This is a genomic window from Flammeovirga sp. MY04 (assembly GCF_001682195.2).
GTDB lineage: Bacteria > Bacteroidota > Bacteroidia > Cytophagales > Flammeovirgaceae > Flammeovirga > Flammeovirga yaeyamensis.
Genome location: NZ_CP003561.2, coordinates 1,632,611 through 1,652,112, shown reverse-complemented (window position 1 = coordinate 1,652,112; position 19,502 = coordinate 1,632,611). Strand labels below are relative to the sequence as shown.

Annotated in this window: 13 protein-coding genes; 8 read left to right on the top strand and 5 right to left on the bottom strand. The window is 36.2% G+C overall.

Annotated features, from left to right (window positions below):
• Window positions 1–82: 82 nt before the first annotated feature.
• Window positions 83–1,063, bottom strand: a complete 981-nt coding sequence (locus MY04_RS26045; protein ID WP_066215857.1) for an AraC family transcriptional regulator — start codon at window positions 1,061–1,063, stop codon at window positions 83–85.
• Between the two features lie 488 nt (window positions 1,064–1,551).
• Between MY04_RS26045 and MY04_RS26040 the strand changes: the two genes are divergently transcribed.
• Genes MY04_RS26040 through MY04_RS26030 form a run of 3 tightly spaced genes read left to right on the top strand, consistent with a single transcriptional unit; the run spans window position 1,552 to window position 6,967 of the window.
• The gene (locus MY04_RS26040; protein WP_066215855.1) at window positions 1,552–2,613 is read left to right on the top strand and encodes an efflux RND transporter periplasmic adaptor subunit; all 1,062 of its coding nucleotides are present in this window, start codon (window positions 1,552–1,554) and stop codon (window positions 2,611–2,613) included.
• Between the two features lie 2 nt (window positions 2,614–2,615).
• Window positions 2,616–5,654, top strand: coding sequence for an efflux RND transporter permease subunit (locus MY04_RS26035; RefSeq protein WP_066215853.1), 3,039 nt, complete (start codon window positions 2,616–2,618; stop codon window positions 5,652–5,654).
• Between the two features lie 2 nt (window positions 5,655–5,656).
• Complete coding sequence (locus MY04_RS26030; protein ID WP_066215852.1) at window positions 5,657–6,967, top strand: TolC family protein; 1,311 nt, start codon at window positions 5,657–5,659, stop codon at window positions 6,965–6,967.
• A 62-nt stretch (window positions 6,968–7,029) separates the two neighbouring features.
• Here MY04_RS26030 and MY04_RS26025 read toward each other — a convergent pair whose 3' ends face one another.
• Together MY04_RS26025 and MY04_RS28280 are read right to left on the bottom strand one after the other, a co-directional pair.
• Window positions 7,030–7,503: a lipocalin family protein gene (locus MY04_RS26025; protein ID WP_066215848.1), complete on the bottom strand. Its 474-nt coding sequence runs from the start codon at window positions 7,501–7,503 to the stop codon at window positions 7,030–7,032.
• A gap of 288 nt (window positions 7,504–7,791) precedes the next feature.
• On the bottom strand, window positions 7,792–7,926 hold the full coding sequence (locus tag MY04_RS28280) for a hypothetical protein (RefSeq protein WP_257794097.1): 135 nt from the start codon (window positions 7,924–7,926) through the stop codon (window positions 7,792–7,794).
• A 442-nt stretch (window positions 7,927–8,368) separates the two neighbouring features.
• Between MY04_RS28280 and MY04_RS26020 the strand changes: the two genes are divergently transcribed.
• From MY04_RS26020 to MY04_RS26000, 5 genes are all read left to right on the top strand, one after another.
• Window positions 8,369–9,469: a hypothetical protein gene (locus MY04_RS26020; RefSeq protein WP_066215846.1), complete on the top strand. Its 1,101-nt coding sequence runs from the start codon at window positions 8,369–8,371 to the stop codon at window positions 9,467–9,469.
• A 74-nt stretch (window positions 9,470–9,543) separates the two neighbouring features.
• Window positions 9,544–13,794, top strand: a complete 4,251-nt coding sequence (locus MY04_RS26015; RefSeq protein WP_066215844.1) for a DEAD/DEAH box helicase — start codon at window positions 9,544–9,546, stop codon at window positions 13,792–13,794.
• A 409-nt stretch (window positions 13,795–14,203) separates the two neighbouring features.
• On the top strand, window positions 14,204–14,797 hold the full coding sequence (locus MY04_RS26010) for a hypothetical protein (protein ID WP_158297921.1): 594 nt from the start codon (window positions 14,204–14,206) through the stop codon (window positions 14,795–14,797).
• 197 nt (window positions 14,798–14,994) lie between these two features.
• Complete coding sequence (locus MY04_RS26005; RefSeq protein WP_066215842.1) at window positions 14,995–15,624, top strand: AsnC family protein; 630 nt, start codon at window positions 14,995–14,997, stop codon at window positions 15,622–15,624.
• Window positions 15,625–15,627: 3 nt separating this feature from the next.
• Complete coding sequence (locus MY04_RS26000) at window positions 15,628–16,509, top strand: DUF3307 domain-containing protein (protein WP_066215840.1); 882 nt, start codon at window positions 15,628–15,630, stop codon at window positions 16,507–16,509.
• Here MY04_RS26000 and MY04_RS25995 read toward each other — a convergent pair.
• Both MY04_RS25995 and MY04_RS25990 read right to left on the bottom strand, forming a co-directional pair.
• Window positions 16,506–18,812, bottom strand: a complete 2,307-nt coding sequence (locus MY04_RS25995; RefSeq protein ID WP_066215838.1) for a serine/threonine protein kinase — start codon at window positions 18,810–18,812, stop codon at window positions 16,506–16,508. The two genes, MY04_RS26000 and MY04_RS25995, sit on opposite strands and share 4 nt — an antisense overlap.
• Window positions 18,813–18,854: 42 nt before the next feature.
• A complete protein-coding gene (locus tag MY04_RS25990) occupies window positions 18,855–19,412 on the bottom strand; it encodes a sigma-70 family RNA polymerase sigma factor (RefSeq protein ID WP_066215837.1) in 558 nt (185 codons plus the stop codon).
• Window positions 19,413–19,502: the final 90 nt, after the last annotated feature.

Sequence of the window (19,502 nt, the reverse complement as noted above, 5' to 3'; positions counted from 1 at the left end):
TTTGTTCTACCAACAATTATATAAACGATACTCGAACGCCTACTTTTTTCCCTTTAAGCTCAGATAAAGTACTCCAAAGCTCTTACTTCTGATATTTTAGAGCGATAGATTTTGGAGTGACTCCAAATTGTTTTTTAAAGGCAAATGAAAACTTAGAAACAGTGGAATAACCAAATTTTCGGGCGATGTCTGTGATTTCGTAGTTTTTGGTAGTTAATAATAATTTAGCGTTTTCCAGTCTTTGTTGTTGATAAAAATTGTGGGTACTAATACCAAACACACTCATAAAGTCCCTTTTTAATTTTGAACTTGAATAGCCATAAACTTCAGCTAATTCGTCTAAGGTAGGTTTTTGATGTTCCAAGTGATTCATCAAATACTCTTTTACTTTAAGAATCTGATCGAAATCTTCGGGATGAAGACTATGCTGAATTGTGTTTTGGGTCACTCGTTCATAAAAAATACCAATACACTCTATCAGTCTAGATAAAATGATACTATTGTTCTTAGGTGATGGAGAGGATAAATCGAGTTTAAAGATATCGGCCAATAATAAATGAACTTCAATTGGAGCGATGGAATACTTTACCCAAAGCTTGGAAGAAGGAAATAACGTTTTTAAGATATTTTTAAATTCTGGGAAAGAATCGGCTATCTGATTTTTATGAAAACGAATGGATACCCACTGGTTTTTTTGATTGGATTTTAACTCTGATTTGAAAGAATAGAAGGATTTATAAGCAATCATTGCCTCTGTGGATACACTATTTTGTTGTATTTGATCTGTTGTGTTTCGACCAATTTGTGCATCATACTCAAAGCGCATGATATAGTAATCATTTTGGTTTTCCTCACTTTCAATAACTAGTTGTACATCCTGTTTTGGCTTACAATAATAGACAGAGATATCCGCTCCATTGATTAGTGAATATAGTTTTATATCTAATTCAAAAGTTTGATTATTAAGCACTAAGGATTCTTTTGAAAGTTCTCCTCCAAGTTGTTGATGTAATTGCTCTAAAAGTGAAAAAGCAGATCCTTCTTTGATTAAAATAGTATCCAAATCGATATCAATTTTTATTAAATGGGTGAATAAATATAGAATTCATTTAAGAGAAAATCATTTTTATGAGGAGTAATCTCTGTAAGAATACAAAAAAGATTACCGTTTTAAGAAAAGAATTACAAAAAATATTATTTACAAAACCTTCATATAGGTTACAAAATCGCAGTATTAAGAAATAAATTATAAAATATTTAAAAATATTTAATCAAAATGTTGCAAAATTAAAATCAAGACTACATATTTGAAGTATGAATCGTTAAGCAGTGTGCCCCCTTCGGGGGGCATCACAGTATTTAGAATTCCTTGCATTGCAGTGGAATTCTTTTGTTAAAGGGGTTTGGTGTTATGCATCAAACCTTTTTTTTTCAGCCAACTTTTTCAACGTTTCAAACCTCAAAAAATCCTTTTCAGTAAATAGTTTAAACGCAAACAAAAAAAGTGGGGTTGGTATATAGGTATTATTATCAATTATCATCAACTACCAAATGAAATTTGCATTAACCGTTTTTACCATCTCACTGCTTTGCTTTTCGTGTGCGAAGGAGGAAGAAAATAGACAAAATAAACCTCAAAAAGTAAAAATCACTAGCATTCACCCGAGTTCAGATCAACTGATGAAGGTGGTGACTGGTACGTCACACCCTAATAAGGAGGTGAACTTATCTTTTAGAGTACAAGGTCCTTTAATCGTTTTTGATGTAGAGGATGGACAATATTTTAGAAAAGGAGAAATCATTGGTCAGATCGACCAAAGAGATTACCTTATAGCATTCAATAACGCAAAAGCGAAGTTGAAGTGGTCGAAACAAGAATTTGATAGAGCCAAACAGCTTATCGACCATCAGAACATTTCACAACAACAATATGATCAGCTGGAAATGAATTACATTACCGCTGAGCACAATTTCAAAAATGCTGAAAATGCATTAAAAGATACCAAATTGGTTGCTCCTTTTAATGGATATGTGAAGAACACTTACACAGAAAAAGGGGAACACTTAAGAGTGTCTCAGAAGGTCGTGACTTTCCAAGATTATTCTAAAGTAAAAGTAAACTGCGTAGTAAACGAGGATATAGCACTACACCCTGGTAAAATATCAAATATTCAAGTAGTTTTTGATGGTAAGAAAGAAGAAGTCTTCCAAGCTAAATTGGTGGAGATTTCTAGAGATACAGAGGGGCTTACAAACGCCTATCCGTGTATCGTTGAGGTGAAAGTAAAAGATCGCAATCTTATTGGAGGTATGACATCAGAAGTATATTTTGATTTGGCAAAGGCTGACAAAAACGATGTGATCGTACCTTCTACTGCGGTAATTAACAAAGCAAATGGTGAACAATTTGTATGGGCGGTTCAGTCCAAAGATCATACATTACATAGATTGAAAGTGAAAGTCAATACTCTATTAAACGACGGACAAATGGAAGTAGAGTTATTGGAAAAAACAGACGCAAACATCATTGTTGCAGCAGGCGGTACCTACCTTTCGGAGGGACAAGAAGTGAGATATACGATAGACGAACCAATGATGACTGCTAAGAACTAAGTATGAATATCACGAAATTTACTTTAGAAAATAAACCGTTCTCATGGTTTGTCTTGCTATTGGTAATTCTTGGAGGTGTAGTTTCTTACGAGAAAGTAGGTAAGCTAGAAGATGCTCCATTTACCATCAAACAAGCCGTAGTGTTAACGACTTATCCTGGTGCGTCTGCAGAAGAGGTAGAACAACAGGTAACAGATAAACTGGAAGAAGCTATCCAAGCAATGGACGGTGTGGATTTCTTGGACTCTGATAGTAGAAATGGGGTATCAAGAATTCTGGTAGTACTTAAAAAGACAATTCCTGGTGATGAAATTCCACAAATGTGGGATATCCTGAGAAGAAAAGTTGGAGACGTTCAAGGTCAGCTTCCTGCGGGGGCATCAATGTCCATAGTAAATGATGATTTTGCCGATGTATTAGGTTTGTTCTATGGCATCTATGGTGAAGGATTTACTTACAGAGAATTAAACGATATCGCAGACGATTATAAAAAAGAATTACTTAAAGTGCCGAATGTGGCCAAAGTAGTGCTTTTTGGTAAGCCTCAAGAAAGTGTCGATATCAAATTGACGTTTGGAAAGATGCACCAATTGGGAGTGTCTTTGGAAGAGGTAGTCAATGCTTTAAATCAACAAAATAAGTTAGTCAACTCTGGCTTTGTCAATACCGATAAACAACGTCTTAGAGTAAAAGTGGCTGGCGACTTTTCTATGGTTGATGAAATTGGACATTTATTCATCACCAATAGAAATGGCAAGCAGATTCAACTGAAAGATGTTGCCGAAATAGAAGAAAGTTACGCTTCTCCTTATACGACAAAAATGAAAATTCAAGGCCAATCGGCAGTGGGTTTTGCTATCTCTGCATCAGCAGGTGCCAATGTTGTAGAAGTGGGGGCAGCAGTAGATAAGAGACTTCAAGAATTAAAAGAGGATTTACCCGCTGGTATTCACCTGAAGAATATTTATAACCAAGGAATCGAGTCTAAAACAGCCAACGATGGTTTTGTATTCAACTTAATTGCTTCTGTTGGTACAGTAGTAATTATCCTTCTGTTCTTTATTGGTTTAAAGAATGGATTGTTGGTAGGATCCGGTTTGGTCTTCTCTATCCTTGGTACCTTGATATTCATGTTGGCATTTGGAATTAACATGGAGAGAGTAAGTTTAGCGGCCTTAATTATTGCTATGGGTATGTTGGTAGATAACGCCATCGTAGTCATAGAATCCATCTTGATGAAAATCAAGCAAGGAATCCCTAAGAAAGAAGCTATTTATCAGTCAGCACAATCGTCGTCATGGCCTTTATTGGGAGCAACAATTATTGCCATTCTAACCTTCCTTCCTATTCGTATTTCTCCGGATGCGACAGGTGAATACTTATCTTCTTTATTCTCCGTTTTGGCCATTTCATTGTTCTTAAGCTGGATTTTTGCCTTAACGCAATCGCCTCTAGCTTGTGATACCTTCTTGAAAGACAATACAGAAAATAGTGGAGAAGAGGTAGATCTTTATGGAGGTAAGTTCTATCAGAAATTTAGAGCTTTCTTAATGTTATCGATCAAACATAAGTTTGTATCCCTAGCGGTGATATTGGGTATTTTCGGTACTTCTTTATTGGTGAGTAAAAACCTGAAAGTAGTCTTTATGCCTGAGTTGGAGAAAAACTTATTTAAGATCAATGCTTTCACTCCAGAAGGATCATTTATCTACTACACAGAAGAACAAGGTGATAAGATATACAATTGGTTGAGCGAACAAGAAGAGGTAAAAGATGTAACGATGACGGTCGGTATGACTCCTCCAAGATACTTCTTGGCATCATCAAGTTATGGTCCGCAAACCAACGTGCTTAGCTTTATCGTAGAGTGCGAAGACTACGAAAATGTAGAGAAAGTATTCTCAAGATTAGAAGATCAGAAATACGACCTTTTCCCAGAGGTTTTTGTTCGACCAGAACTTTATTCGGTAATGTCGCCATTAGATGGTAAAGTCGAAGCAAGATTTATGGGTAAGGATATAGAGGTACTAGACTCATTAAATAATATCGCTTTGGATATTATGAGGGAGTCGAAATTATCTCGTCATGTCCACAGTTCTTGGTTCAATATGTCGCCCGTTTGGGAATTGGAATATGCTGATGCGAAAGCAGCTAAATCAAACATTAGCAGAAAGAACATTGCCGAATCGGTAAGAGTGATGAGCGAAGGTATCACTGTTGGTACTTATAGAGAAGAAAACGAGTTGCTTCCTATCGTTTTAAAAACGAATGAAGGGGAAGTTGCTGATTTTAATAAACTTCAGAACATCAACATTGTAACGGCCAATAATTCGGTGCCATTACAACAAGTGATTAAGAAGATTAATATTGATTACGAATATCCATACATCCAAACTTACAACAGACACCGTGCTATTTCAGCACTATGTGATCCTATTGAAGGAGTAACTACAGGAGAACTACAAAAAGATGTTCAAGCCAAGATTGAAGCTATTGAGTTACCTGAGGGTTATTCTTTCATGTGGGACGCGGAGAAGAAAAATCAAGGAGAAGCAGTGGAAGCGATTGTGACGTTCTTCCCATTGGCTTTCCTTCTGATTATCGCTATTCTGATTGCATTGTTTGGTAATTATAAACAAACCACCATCGTCTTATTATTACTTCCACTATCGTTGATTGGAGTGATCTTCGGTTTGGTTGGTTTAGGTAAAGCCTTCGACTTTATGTCGTTTATCGGTTGGATTGGTCTACTCGGTATGATCATCAAGAATATTATCGTACTACTTGATGAAGTCAACATACAATTGAAACTTGGAGAGACTCAGTTAGAAAGTATCTTGAAAGCGACGATTTCCAGAACACGACCTGTATTAATGGCGGCCATTACGACTATGTTCGGTATGTTCCCATTACTTCCTGATAGTGTCTTTGGTGCCATGTCAGTGACCATTATCTTCGGATTAGGCTTTGCAACCCTACTTACATTGTGGGCAGTACCAGTAATTTATTCCATTTTCTATCAAATTAAAATCAAGAAATAGCTATGAAAAACTTAGGAGTATTGATAGGAGTGATGTGCCTTAGTTTATCATCACTTTATGGACAAATTGCCACGGACCCTTTCCTTCAAGAATACAGAAAGGATGCCGTAAACCACGAACAATTAGTAAAAATGGCCGAAGGAAATGTCGAAATTTCCTATCAACAATATAAAACAACCATTGCCGATATGATGCCAAAGCTTGATGCGAGTGCGGATTATTGGTATGTACAAAATCCTATGACTTTCAGTCTTCCAGACGATGCAAGATTGGGAGAGTTATCAGGTGCTGAATTGGGTGGTTTAGCCAATCATCAATATGGTTTGTACACGAGTGTTACTCAGCCGATTTATCAAGGTGGAGTGTTGAAAGAGCGTAAGCAAAAAGCAGCCGTGGCCAATCAAATTAAAATGGATGAGTTATCGATCACTACTCAAGATGTGATTATGGCAACGGATCTTCAGTATTGGCAGACAGTGGCTCAAAAGGAAGTGGTGAAAGCCATGAAAGACTATGAACACGACTTGATTAGAGTACAAGATTTGGTCTCACAAAAACTATCGTTCGGACAAGCGAATAAAAGTGATGTCTTGATGACGGAAGTGAGAGTGAAACGTGCCCAATTGGCCGTGGTGCAGTCAGAAAATACGTACAAGTTGTTTTTGATGTCTTTGAACAGATTGATCGGAAAAGAGTTCGAAGAAGGTACTGTGGTATCCGATTCTATCTTGATTAATCACCCACAGTATTCTGAATTGCAACATATTACTCGACCAGAATTATTGGTAAAAGAGAAAATGTTACAATTGGAAGAGCACGACAAGAAGATTATTAGTGGTATGTATCGTCCTCAATTATCAGGAGTAGGTACAGCTTCTTACTCTTCTCCAGGTTACAATATGTTGCCAGGTGCAGTTCCTAACGTTCAGGCAGGGTTAATGTTGAATATTCCTATTTATAATGCAGGGAAAAAGACACAATTAAAGACTGCCCAACAAATAAAAATACAGAATGCTTCTTTAGCAGTAGAAAGAGAAAACGAATTGCAACAATTGGAAATCGCTCAGAAACGAGTGGCTTACGAAAACGCAATGAAAGAAACCGAAATAGCGTATTCTTCACTAACAAAAGCAAGAGAGAATGCAGCGGTTCTTGAAGATAGATTTACAAAAGGGATGATCGAAATTCTAGAAGTAATCGATGCTCAGTTATATGTTGAGCAGGCGGTGGTAGAATACATCCAAAGTAAATTAAAGGCACAAATCCAGATGACTTATTATACTAGAGCAATAGGACATCTAACTATCAACTAAAGAACAACTATATTATTAATTGCTATAAACCACCTCTAACTTAGAGGTGGTTTTTTTATACTTTACATTAATGGTAAAGCATGAATATTCTTTACTTTTCGTTCGATTCTCTTATATTTTTCGATGATTAAACGATCTACTCCTAATGATTCGATTTCTTCTTTACCGATTTGAACCAGCGTATCGCCTTCAAAATACAATCGGAAGGTAAATTTGTGTCCTTCCCAAGGGCGATAACTACAATACTCTAAATTTTCGGTATACTGATCTCCAGAAAGACGATAAGTGCCTCCTCCAGAAGCGTAATATTCTGTACTATCTTTTCCTTGATGTACATCGTGATTAAAAAAGGCAAAGTGTTGCTGACTAAACATTTTAATCATTCTGCGATCGCTTAGATCCATAGTTTTTGATTCTTCGTTTTCCACACTCTCCGCAGAAATTAATTCCCATGTACCTTGAATATTGGGTATATTCGATTTTTTAATACACGAGGTAAAGGCAAGAAATATTAGAATACAAATAGTACGTTGCATAAGTGTTAGTGATGATGATTTAATTTCTAATTGAAACTGATTTATTTAATGAAGCTTTAAGTTCACATTTTCTTAGTTTCCATTTCACAAGTACTAATTTGATGTTTAATTGGGGAAATTGCAGTTATTTTCGACTAACAACGCACATATATATTTAAACAGTATTTATCGATTACTGAAAGAAAGCAAACAACAAAAAAAGAGAGACAAACGAATGTCTCTCCTTGAGTGAGTTAAGTTTTTGTATGGTTATGTGAGTTTATCTTAAAGGTTAAAGATTTTAGTGAATTAAGACTGTTTTTCTTTCTTAGACTTTTTTGTTGCTTTGTCTTTTTCAGCCTCTTTTTTCTTTTTATCCTCATTAAAAAGAATTTTTGATCCCCATTCAAGGGTACTTTCGCTCATTGTAAAAGAAGTGCTCATGATAGTAAAATTTATATTCAAGGTTATTAAAATTCTTATTTAATCGTTGACACAAAACTAATTGAAAGTGAATAAAATACCTAATGCAACCGATTGAAATTTGATTTAATAACAATTTTTTTGTTCGATATTAAATTATATTTAACAATCTAATTTAGAATTGAGATAATGGTATTTTAAAAAATATACTCTAATGTATCATCAAATAACGTTTTATACTTTGTTTTTTTGACAAATGACATTTTGACAAAGAATAATGAAATAACATATGCATGCTTGAATTAATTTTTTTTTAACATCAGTTTCTCATCTATTATTTTAGGTTAGTAAGAAAATTACGATAAATTTGTTTTCGCTTATGTTTAAGGTGAGGAGTTGCCTTAGTATTAAATCAATTTTTTATTTCACGAGTCTTTAAGACTCATTGTATATAGTTAACAGAATGAAAGATATTATTACCCAATCGGGTTCGATTTCTTTAGAATTAACGGATGAACTTACAGATGATGTAGTGGATATGTTGGAGGAAACACTTTGGGGCACCGAAGGCGGTCTAAGATATGTACATACAGAAACAAGAGAAAACTTAGAGAGAACCCCTAAAGCTTATTTTCTGAATCTTAGAAGAAATAATTCACTTCTAAGTACAATCACTTTAATTCATAAAAGCACTAAGCTAAACGGGAATCCAATAGAAACATACCATATTCGTTATTTTGCTTTCTTGCCTTCAATGCAAAGTAAAAAGCAGAATGCGAACAAAAAGAAAAAGAAAAATAGCTTTCTAGATCAGCAATTGATCAATTTCTTTAATAACTATAGAATGCCTGAAAGTGCAGAAAATAATACACCACAATGTTTTCATGCTCAGGTAGAAAACGATAACCTTCGATCAAAGATGTTTACGGAAAAGGTGGGTTTTGAAACGGTGGGTCGTATGACTACACTGACTTTCAGCCGTATCACACCAAAGAAAAGTGAGCATTTGGTAAAACTATCAACCAATGAAAAATCTTTGATCACACAAAAGGCAGATGACTTTTATAAAAACTATGCTTTTTATTCTAACGAAACCATTGGCTTAACCGATGATAGCTATGTGCTTAAAGAAGACGGTGAGGTAATCGTTGGAGGACAGGTGTATATCGGAAACTGGAAATTTAAACATCTTCCGGGAGTAGAGGGAGTGATCGCAAAATACATGTTGCCTTATATTCCTTATGCCAATAGGTTATTCAATTTTAAACACCATACTTTTGTAACGGTAGAAGGATTGTTTTGGAAGAAAGGTTACGAACATAAGGTGCAAGACTTTTTATCTTCTGTACTTAAAGTAAAAGGAAAAAATGTAGCCTTTATTTGGATGGATCCAGATTCAGAAGATTACAAAATAGTAAAAGATAAAGTAGATTGGGGAGTGTTGGAACACTTAAACAGTGGATCTAAAACATCAGTGATACTCCGAACGGAAGAAGCTTTGCCTTCTGACTACGAAACGTATCGACCGATGGATAAATACATTTCCGGTTTCTATATTTTATAAATTCATTATTCACCATTGGAAGATTGCTTAGAAGTGATCTTCCAATGTCATTTTATAGCTTCCATTGACTCAGTATGACTTTCAATTTTGATCAATTTAAATCTGTAGAAAAACAGTTTGAAGGTGTAAATCAAGCCACTCTCGATATTTATACAACCGTTCTCCTTACTGTAGGTTTCAGAGGGGAAGCACGCAGTATTGTCGAAGGAATTATTGCACCTTATTTTTCAGATCAGACACGATCAGCACAAAAGAGGTCGGTGCAACAAGCTTGTGAAGAAATGGAAGTTTTGGGAATGATTACCCCTTTTCAGGTACAAAACGGCAAGTATTATCACGCCAATTCTTTAGAACATTTTCTTTTTGCTGTTTACCATTTTTCTAGAAGAAAAGATGCAGTAGTATCAGATTGCCTAAACATTTTGCAATCGACACTCCCTCCTTATGTAGAATCATGGGGTAGGTCTGAGTTTAAATTAGAAAATGCGTTAAGGGATTTCGTCCTTTCTGATGGTCAGCTTCAATATATTTTTACTCAATATTTGAATTTTGATGGGGTGGGTTCAAACTATAAAATGAACCTATTCTTTGGTTATCATACGCTGGTTCAGTTTGGTTATTTCGATACCCAAAGATTCTTTGATTTAGATGCGGACATCAAGAATCGATTGCCATTTATTCTTTTAAAAGAGATTGAAAATGGAGATGCCGATCTAAATCTTATCGAACCTTTAATTCCATCTGTTATTCATGATACTGTTTTACAAACCTATATCAAGGAGTACATATCAGTTTGTCGATTGGATATTGATGCTTCCTCTTTAAAATTATCAGATGACATTGAAGTTGATATCAGCCAACATAAGAGTGAAGCACTCTTCTTATCAAAAAAATATAAAGAAGCTTTAGCCTTATATCTTTATCAGGCAGGGATTAAAGATGCATCAAAAGAAAAAACAAAGAAGAGTTCAAAAGGCTGGTCATTTAATAGTGTAGATAAAGAAGCAACTTTAGGAGTGCTTATCTTGAAGCAACAACCCGACAATATTCAAATCCAAAGAAATAGATACAATTCAACTGCAGCTAAAAAAGAAAACTTCAATACGAAATTAGCTCATATTGTTCTGGATCTACAGATGATCTACAGAAACAATAGTGCAATAGATTGTGAGCACGATCGCTATTCTTTAAAGAATTTAGCCATCGAATTAATCACGAATAGATCCATCAAATTACATCCTTTTATCTTAGCTAATGTCGCTTGGTTATTGGCTAAAGTATTTGGAAAGGAATTCAATTTATCGCCTTTAGATTTTAGTATCATACCAGAACAGGTACTGAAATTCTCTAAATACGGTTATGAATGGTATGCTTCGATTTTAGCCGAGGCACATCAAGCATTAAAGGAAGAAGGTTACGACGATGAGTTCGATCTAGAATACCTAATTAACGATGAATTTGTAAAGATTACCGAGTTTCTATCTGTCTCTGAGGAAGAAGAGTGGGAGGTGGTATTGAAGAAAATCAATACACTTGCGGAAGACTTTAAAAAGAATAAGAAACAAGCCTCAAAAGGAAAATCAGAATCTCGTTTACTTTGGGTAGTGGCCGATCATCAATTGTATGTTCAGCCGATGGAACAAACCAAATTGAAATCAGGCAAATGGTCCAAACCCAAGAAAATCTCTGATCGTAAATTGATGACCAAGCAGATCAAAGGCATGTTGGACATCGATCAGGATATTCTATCTAAAGCAGTAAAAACGTATGGTAGAGGATATGTGGATTATGATGTTTTAGAAGTATGGAAGCTACTTCCTGGCCATCCCAATGTGGTTTTAGAAAGCGATGATAACGTTTCTGTGATTGTCGAAAAACGACCGATGGAACTGCACATCACAGAATATAAAGACACGTATAAATTATTCTTTGATAAAGACGTCAACATCGATTTCCCTGTAAAAAGGGAAACAGCAACTAGGGTGATTTATAACGATGTGGATAAAAACGTCAAGTCATGGTCGGTAAACTTCCCTACCGATGTGATCATTCCGAAATCGGCTAAAGAACAATTAAAAACGGTCGTGGCTTCTTTGGGGCACAGCATCAACGTACATTCACATGTAGAGGAGATCCAAGAGGAGTTACCAGAAGTGATGGCCGATAATACCATACATGCTTTATTATCTCCAAGAGGGAATAATATCCTTTTAGAGATCTTTATGAAGCCTTATAAAACGCATCCACCTTATGTGACTCCAGCAAAAGGAAAGGAAGTTTTAGTCGAAGAAATTGATAGAGAACGTACAAGATGCAAGCGTAATTTAAAGCAGGAAGAAGAAATCATTTCTCAATTCTTTTATCATCGTCCTCATTTGGAAATGACCCACGATGGTCATTTTGCCTGGGAGTTGAGAGATAGAGAAGAGACTTTAAACACCTTACTCGAATTGCAGAAAGGTGATGTTCAACCTGTAGTAGAATGGCCAAAAGGTGCTCGATTTAAACTATTGGGTAATGTATCGGGAAGCAACATCAATATGCAAATCCAAAACAAGAAAAGAGATTGGTTTGCTATTGGTGGAGACGTTCAGATCAACGAGGAAGTGGTGGTTTCATTAACCGATTTAATGAAACAATTCCGCAACGATCCGAACAGTAAATATGTAGAGATCAAAGAAAACGAATTCGTTGCCCTTACCGATAATTTAAGAAAGCAATTGCAAGCCCTCACAAGTATTGGGGTAGAAGATAAATTAGAATTTAGAGTCCACAGAATGGCTTCTTATGGGGTGCTGAATGCTTTATCAAAAGAAGCTTTGGTGAGAGCCGACGATTCTTGGACCACTCTTCAATCCAAAATTGAAGAGACAAACGGTAAAGTCTATCCATTACCAACTACCTTACAAGCCGATTTAAGAGATTATCAACAAGACGGTTATCAATGGTTGTCACGTTTAGCCACTTGGGGTGGAGGCGCTTGTTTGGCCGATGATATGGGTCTGGGTAAAACATTGCAAGGTCTAGCACTAATGCTCGATAAAGCATCAGATGGTCCTTCTTTAGTGATCGCTCCAACTTCTGTAACGTTCAATTGGGTGAGCGAAATCAGAAAGTTTGCACCGACAATCACACCTAAATTATTATCAGCTTCAGCGGATAGAGATCAACTGATAAAGGATGCTAAGGAGTATGATATCATCATTTGTAGTTATGGGTTGCTTCAAACCAACTACAAGAAAATGGTGGAGAAAGACTGGAATATCGTACTACTTGATGAAGCCCAAGCCATCAAAAATAAAACTACGAAGCGTTCTCAAGTAGCCATGCAATTGAATGGTAAAATGAGAGTGATTACTACAGGTACACCTATTGAAAACAACTTGGCCGAACTGTGGAATTTATTTGAATTCATCAACCCAGGCTTACTCGGAAATTGGGAATCGTTCAACAAGAACTTTATACTTAGGATTACCGAGTCAGGTGATGAACACCATGCAAAATCAGCCAAAAAAGTACTTAGAAAACTAATTGCACCATTCATTCTTCGTCGTAAGAAAAGCGAAGTATTGGATGAACTTCCTCCAAAAACTGAATCGGTATTGTCTGTCGATTTCAACGACGATGAACTTACTTTATACGAAGCACATCGACGAACTGCACTAGAGGAAATCGAGGGCATTCTGCAATCCAAAGAGCAAAAAGATGCCACACTTCAAGTATTGGCAGAACTCACAAAACTTCGTCAATTATGCTGTCACCCTCAGCTGATAGATCATACTTGGACGTTGCAAGGAAGTAAAATTAAACTACTATTAGAAACCCTCCACGAACTAAAGAAGGGCGGACATAGAGCCCTCATTTTTAGTCAGTTTGTTGGCTTCTTACAACTGATAAAAAATGCCATCGAAGACGAGGGTTTTACCTATCAATATTTAGACGGATCGACACCACTTAAGAAAAGAGAAAAAGGCATCTCCGACTTCCAAAAAGGTTTAGGCGATGTTTACCTCATTTCACTTAAAGCCGGAGGCACAGGTCTAAACCTCACTGCAGCCGATTATGTGATCCATATGGACCCATGGTGGAACCCAGCAGTAGAAGATCAAGCCACCGACAGAGCCCACCGTATTGGTCAAGACCGACCAGTGACTGTTTACCGCATGATCACCAAAAACACCATCGAAGAAAAGATGATCGCCCTCCACTCCGACAAAAGAGAACTCGCCGACGATCTACTATCGGGAACGTCGAAAGCGTCGAAGCTGAATACGCAGGAGTTATTGAAGCTGTTGCAGGCGAATGAGACGTTGTTGAAACCGTAGAATTTAGGTAATGGGGAATAACTAATAACTAATAATTTTATTTCTTAATTTGAGTTAGGAGTTAGGAGTTAGGAGTTAGGAGTTAGGAGTTAGGAGTTAGGAGTTAGGGGGACACTGGCGCTGATGTTAAGCGCAGCGTCATCAGTGCCCACTAACGTTAGAGATCTCCCGATCTCGTGTTCTTTTGTGCTAATAGTCCGCTCCTCAAACGCGAGCACTAGTCCGAAGACTAACGCTAGAAATCGCTCTTCACTTTTCCCTCTTCACTCTTCACTACTTCCCCCCCCCTCACATTTCACGTTTTTCATTTTTAACTTTTCATTTTTAATTTCTTCCCTAAAACATTTTCCTTAAACAAAACAACCCCAAAGTCAGTTATCTGTTTTTCAACCATTAACCCCAACCTTCCATGAAAACGCTATCGCTCATTACACTCGTTTTACTACTTTTCTCGTGTTCTACCTCCAAAACTGTACTCGTCATTCCCGCCCAGCAGACGCTTGATTATGATATTTCGAATTATGATATGTATTCCTGCACAGTCGACAATCTGAGTGGGGAAGAACTAGGCGTTCAGGTGATGAACAAATTTTCTGGGGAGAACATCAGAGGATTTGGGTTAAATGCTCACCGGAAAGAAATTGTTCTTGTCGAGAAAGAAGGGGTTTTACATTTAAGTAATTCATCTGATAAGCCAATGAGGGTGAGGATTTCTACTCAAGAAACTACTCGAGAGGCAGTGGCTATGAAAGAGCCTTTTGTCACCTTCACTTTGAGAAACAACACGTCTAAATCTATTCCTTTGATTATTCCAGGGGTGATGAATCCCAATTTATCTCCTTTTTCGAATAGTGGTGTCGATTTAAAAATCGGACAAGAAATTTTATTCAAGGAAAAAGGGAAAACTTACCAATTGTTGGTAGTGGATAATACCATAGAAAAGAATTCTAAATTGGATGTTGCCCAATTAATCAAGACAAGAAAGACAGAATTAGGGTTATAATCAAATAGGTTATATATTGACGAAATAACCATATAAGTTATATTTCAAATTTATAACTTATATGGTTATTTTTTGTGATTCATACAATCCTTATTCCTATAAAATTTCACCAATATAACTTAATAGGTTATAATTTTATTTAATAACTTATTTGGTTATATATTTTGATTATAACTCCTAAGGTTATATTTTTAGTCATGATTGCAATATTAACAGCAGACATTGTTTCTTCAACAAAGACAAGAGACAACGATCTTTGGTCGTCTTGTATTGAGGAGGTCATGAACCTTCCATTTTTTGAGGATATTCGTTGGGATATATTTCGTGGCGATAGTTTTCAGATCGAATTAACAGACCCGAGTAAAAGTCTTTATTTAGCGGTTCTTTTGAGGGTATTTATTAACGCCAAGAAGGAACTTTACGATTTAAAGATTGATGTTCGTATAAGTATAGGAATTGGGAAAGAAGGGTTCGAAGGAGATAATGTGATGAGTTCCGATGGACAAGCCTATAAATTGTCAGGTAGGAATTTTGATAAATTTCATCAATCTCAAAGGCGACTTTCGATAGCGACTACTTGGGATTATGACCTTATTGGTTTCCAAGAATCCGTTCAACTCATCGAACATTTGATATCCAATTGGTCATTTAGTAGTTTTACAGTAGCAAAACACTACCTTTTAGGAGTAACAAAACAAAAAGAATTGGCAGAACTAGTCGGCGTTTCTCAGCCAGCAATCCATAAAAGAATACAGAAAGATAACTTGGAAGGCTTGGTGAATTACCTCAATTGGTTCTCTCAGAAAATAATTCTTCTTATCAACTAACTTATGAATATCCTCTTTTTTAAGCTCTTATTCGCACATTTTTTAGCAGACTTCATTTTTCAAACAGAGAAGATGGCTAAAGAAAAGGCAGAAACGTATTTCTCCCAAGCGTATTGGAATCATATTCTAATACATGGGGTTTGTTATACAGCCGTTTTTGCACATCAGTTTATGGTGGTGGAAGAAAGTGGGGCAGGGAAAGTGTTTTTTTCGACAATTTTACTGACATCCCTTCATGCTATTATTGATTTAATCAAGACGTTTGCATCAAAAAGATGGGAGAAATACAATACCTTATTTTTCTTTCTGGATCAAGCACTTCATATCATCACTTTAGGTTTCATCTCCTACAAACTCAATTATACAGCCATATTAAAAGACTTGTATGCTATTGAACTCCCATGGAATATTCTAGCGGCTTATCTTTTTGTGACCGTTCCCGTGGGAATTATCATGAAAGTATTATTGAAAAGATGGACTCCTCAGAGCTCGCAGATCATTCAAGATGCTTACGATAATACGATGGAAGTGGAGATTGATCTCAAAGAAAATGATCCCAAAAGATTAGAGAAGAAGTTTAAATTTCAGAAGAATACCAAGTTCCAAAACGATCGTTCGGTCTATGCTTCATTGGTCGATGCGGGGCAGTGGATCGGAATTTTAGAACGTATCTTGATTCTTACTTTTGTATTGAATGGCGATCTACGATCGATTGGCTTTTTATTGACAGCGAAGTCAGTTTTTCGTTTTGGAGATTTAAAAGGAGGAAAAGATCGTCAGATGACGGAATATATATTGATTGGGACATTAATCAGTTTCTCCTTGGCGATTTTCACAGGTCTATTATGTTTGGGCGGAGATGCTTTAAAAGTATTCCAAGACTAATTGATGGAATACTCATCATATGTTTTCCACCAATCTTTCGCCATTTTTTGCGTCCACGGATATTGATTTTGAAGTTGCTCCAATAAATCAATGAAATCGTCAATATGTTGCACCCTTTTCTCAGGATCAAATCGGATACACTCTAAAAGCATGTCTTTTAATTCTTGTGGAACATCCTCACGGTCAATTAACTTGTCTCTAAAGTTACCTTGGATAGTTTCTTCTCCAGACATCACTTTTTGAGAAACTAATTCCACCAAAAAGCGACCACTCAATAGATATAAACCTAAGGCGCCAATAGAATAAATATCGACTCTATGGTCGTTATTGTAAGGATCTCTCATACGTTCTGGAGCCATAAACATAGGTGTACCTCCAATTTTATGAAGCTGAGTGTTTTCCTGACTTTCCAAGTCTTTTACCAAACCAAAATCCAATAATTTTACTTGGTCAAATGCCCCTCCTTGTTGAGAAAGCATAATATTTAACGGTTTAATATCTCTATGAACCAAATGATTCTGATGTGCTTCTCTCAAACTGTAACACACCATTCTTAAGATATAAACGATACGTTCAATAGGTAATTTTTTCTCGATCTCAAGGATCTTAGATAAAGTGATGCCATTAATGTATTCCATCACATAGTAGAATTGTCCTTGAGGTGATCGTCCAAAATCATATACTTTAATGGTATTTGGATGTTTTAGAGAAGAGGTGATTTTAACTTCTTTCTCAAAACGTTGAATACTGTCTTCTGAGCTTCCTTGTTTTAATAATTTGATCGCCACAGGCATCTTCAATAAACTGTGTTCAGCCTTGTAAACCTCACCAAACCCACCTTCACCAATTTTATCAATTAAGTGATATTGACCCATTTCACCCAATTTCTTGATGCGTTTGTTATACTGTAACAAGGTAATGTTGGAGTGATAAAGTAAGAATAGAGACACACAGATGATCACATATAGAATACCTAATAGGAAATCTATTTTTGGAAGAATGCTCATCGCTTCTTCCTCATCCACCTCTGAGATAATTCCGATATTCAATTGAGGAAGGTATTCGTATGCTCCAATTACTTTTACCCCTCGATAGTCATTATAAACCTCAGGGATTTTTCCAGAAACAGGACCATCTTCATATAAATGTGTACCTAATGCTTTTGCTGCTTTTGTCAACTGGCGTTCCATTTTATTTTGAACAGGGATACCACCTTCCATCAAGTTGGCTCCAGGGTCTTCAACGAATAGATAATATATTGCAGTTGGACGTTCAAGGGTATCCAATTGATAAGGTTCTTTTATCTCCTCTAAAAAGCGACTCTCAGAAGCCATTCGCCCTTCTCCGTCTATAGCATATGTTTTAGATGATTTTCCATAATGACTGTATTTGAAGATATCCGTAAACCCTTCTTGTGCTACAATAGCAAAGAAAAGGAAAGCAGAAATTTTACCTTCATCATCATAAATTGGTGTCATAAAACCACAATCCGACTCTTCATAAAAGACAATACCATCATAAATGAGGTTGTTATGATGCATAGGAGGGAAGAAAATGGTTTCACCATCCGTCAGTCTTAAATAATAATCGTAGAAGGCTTTACTTAATCGAATATTGTTCGATTCTGCTAAAGTAGAATCAGTAGCTAAATAGGTGTTTAATAAAATTCTTGGCGATTGAGCATCCAATATGCCTAAATCTCCAGAATTGAGAATTCTTGTAATTTCTTTTAATCGATTGGAATAGGGTTGAAGGAGTTTATTTTTCTCCTTAGTCGTGAGATCTAGGTTATCGATGCTATCTACTGTTACAGCCAATCGTTTTATTATTTTAGCAGAGGCATAACGTTGTATGGTTTCTTTTTTATGATTCACCCAATCGTTCAATATCAGTTTATTCGATTGGATGAGCGCAAATCTTTCTTCTAAAACGTCGTTAAAAATACTGTTATACACTTGCTTTCTGATGAAGAACCCTAAGAAAAGAAGTCCAATCATCAAAGTGAAAATAACGATAAGTCGACTGCCTTTTTTAGATAAAAGTTTAGAGCGAAGAGTAGAGAAAAATCCCGAGCTGCTCTCTACAGATAATATATTAAAGTTGGGATTAGTTTTGGGCTTGCTTTTTACTTTTTTTGCAGGCATTACCGTAAACTCACTATACAACGATAAGACTTCATCCTTTAACGAATGATCGTCCCCGCATAGTTCATCTATGTGCTTTAAAGCCTCTTCTTTAGGTAAGTCCATGATCTTACCTAAGATTTCAGTAGCCCTTTCGTGTAAATTGTTCCCTTCTCCCACTCTAATGTCTGTGTATGATGGTATTAATTAGTTATGAAAAGTTTATTGTTCGGTCTTCATAAACTTCTTCAACCAAGCTTTGGCTACTTTCCAATCTACTTCAATGGTTTTGATGGAAACCCCTAATTCATCGGCAATTTCCTGCATTTTTAAGCCACCAAAGAACTTTAGTTCTACAACTTGTGCTTGTCTAGGGTGAACTTTTTCCAAATGTTCCAAACCCTCGTGGATATCCAAAACCATCCCTTCTTTTTCAGGAGTGAAAGCAATACCTTCTTCTAGTTCCAAATTATGTACGCCGCCCCCTCTTTTCTGAGCATTTTTCGTTCTTGCATGATGCACTAAAATACGACGAATAGCTTGTGCACCCACAGCAAAGAAATGTGTTCTACCTTGCCAGTTGATTTGATCTTGATCAACCAGATTCATATAGGCTTCATTGACCAAAAGCGTAGGTTGTAAGGTATGATCACTTCTTTCTCTACGAAAAAGCTTTTCAGCTATTTCATGGAGGTTATCATATACTAAGGGATATAGCTTTTCCTTAGCCTGAGAAAATTCAATTTGATTCAGTAACTGAGATATTTCTTTCTTATCCATTTTGATGAAGTTTGTTTAAATCTAAATGATTTCAAATTATTACCCAAAGAATTATACAACCTTAATAGGGGAATCGATCAATAAAAACCC

Bases quoted from the DNA above. Each gene is read 5' to 3' on its own strand.
- MY04_RS26040 (WP_066215855.1), top strand. From the start codon at position 1,552: ATGAAATTTGCATTAACCGTTTTTACCATCTCACTGCTTTGCTTTTCG.
- MY04_RS26035 (WP_066215853.1), top strand. From the start codon at position 2,616: ATGAATATCACGAAATTTACTTTAGAAAATAAACCGTTCTCATGGTTT.
- MY04_RS26030 (WP_066215852.1), top strand. From the start codon at position 5,657: ATGAAAAACTTAGGAGTATTGATAGGAGTGATGTGCCTTAGTTTATCA.
- MY04_RS26025 (WP_066215848.1), bottom strand. From the start codon at position 7,503: ATGCAACGTACTATTTGTATTCTAATATTTCTTGCCTTTACCTCGTGT.
- MY04_RS28280 (WP_257794097.1), bottom strand. From the start codon at position 7,926: ATGAGCACTTCTTTTACAATGAGCGAAAGTACCCTTGAATGGGGATCA.
- MY04_RS26020 (WP_066215846.1), top strand. From the start codon at position 8,369: ATGAAAGATATTATTACCCAATCGGGTTCGATTTCTTTAGAATTAACG.
- MY04_RS26015 (WP_066215844.1), top strand. From the start codon at position 9,544: ATGACTTTCAATTTTGATCAATTTAAATCTGTAGAAAAACAGTTTGAA.
- MY04_RS26010 (WP_158297921.1), top strand. From the start codon at position 14,204: ATGAAAACGCTATCGCTCATTACACTCGTTTTACTACTTTTCTCGTGT.
- MY04_RS26005 (WP_066215842.1), top strand. From the start codon at position 14,995: ATGATTGCAATATTAACAGCAGACATTGTTTCTTCAACAAAGACAAGA.
- MY04_RS26000 (WP_066215840.1), top strand. From the start codon at position 15,628: ATGAATATCCTCTTTTTTAAGCTCTTATTCGCACATTTTTTAGCAGAC.
- MY04_RS25990 (WP_066215837.1), bottom strand. From the start codon at position 19,412: ATGGATAAGAAAGAAATATCTCAGTTACTGAATCAAATTGAATTTTCT.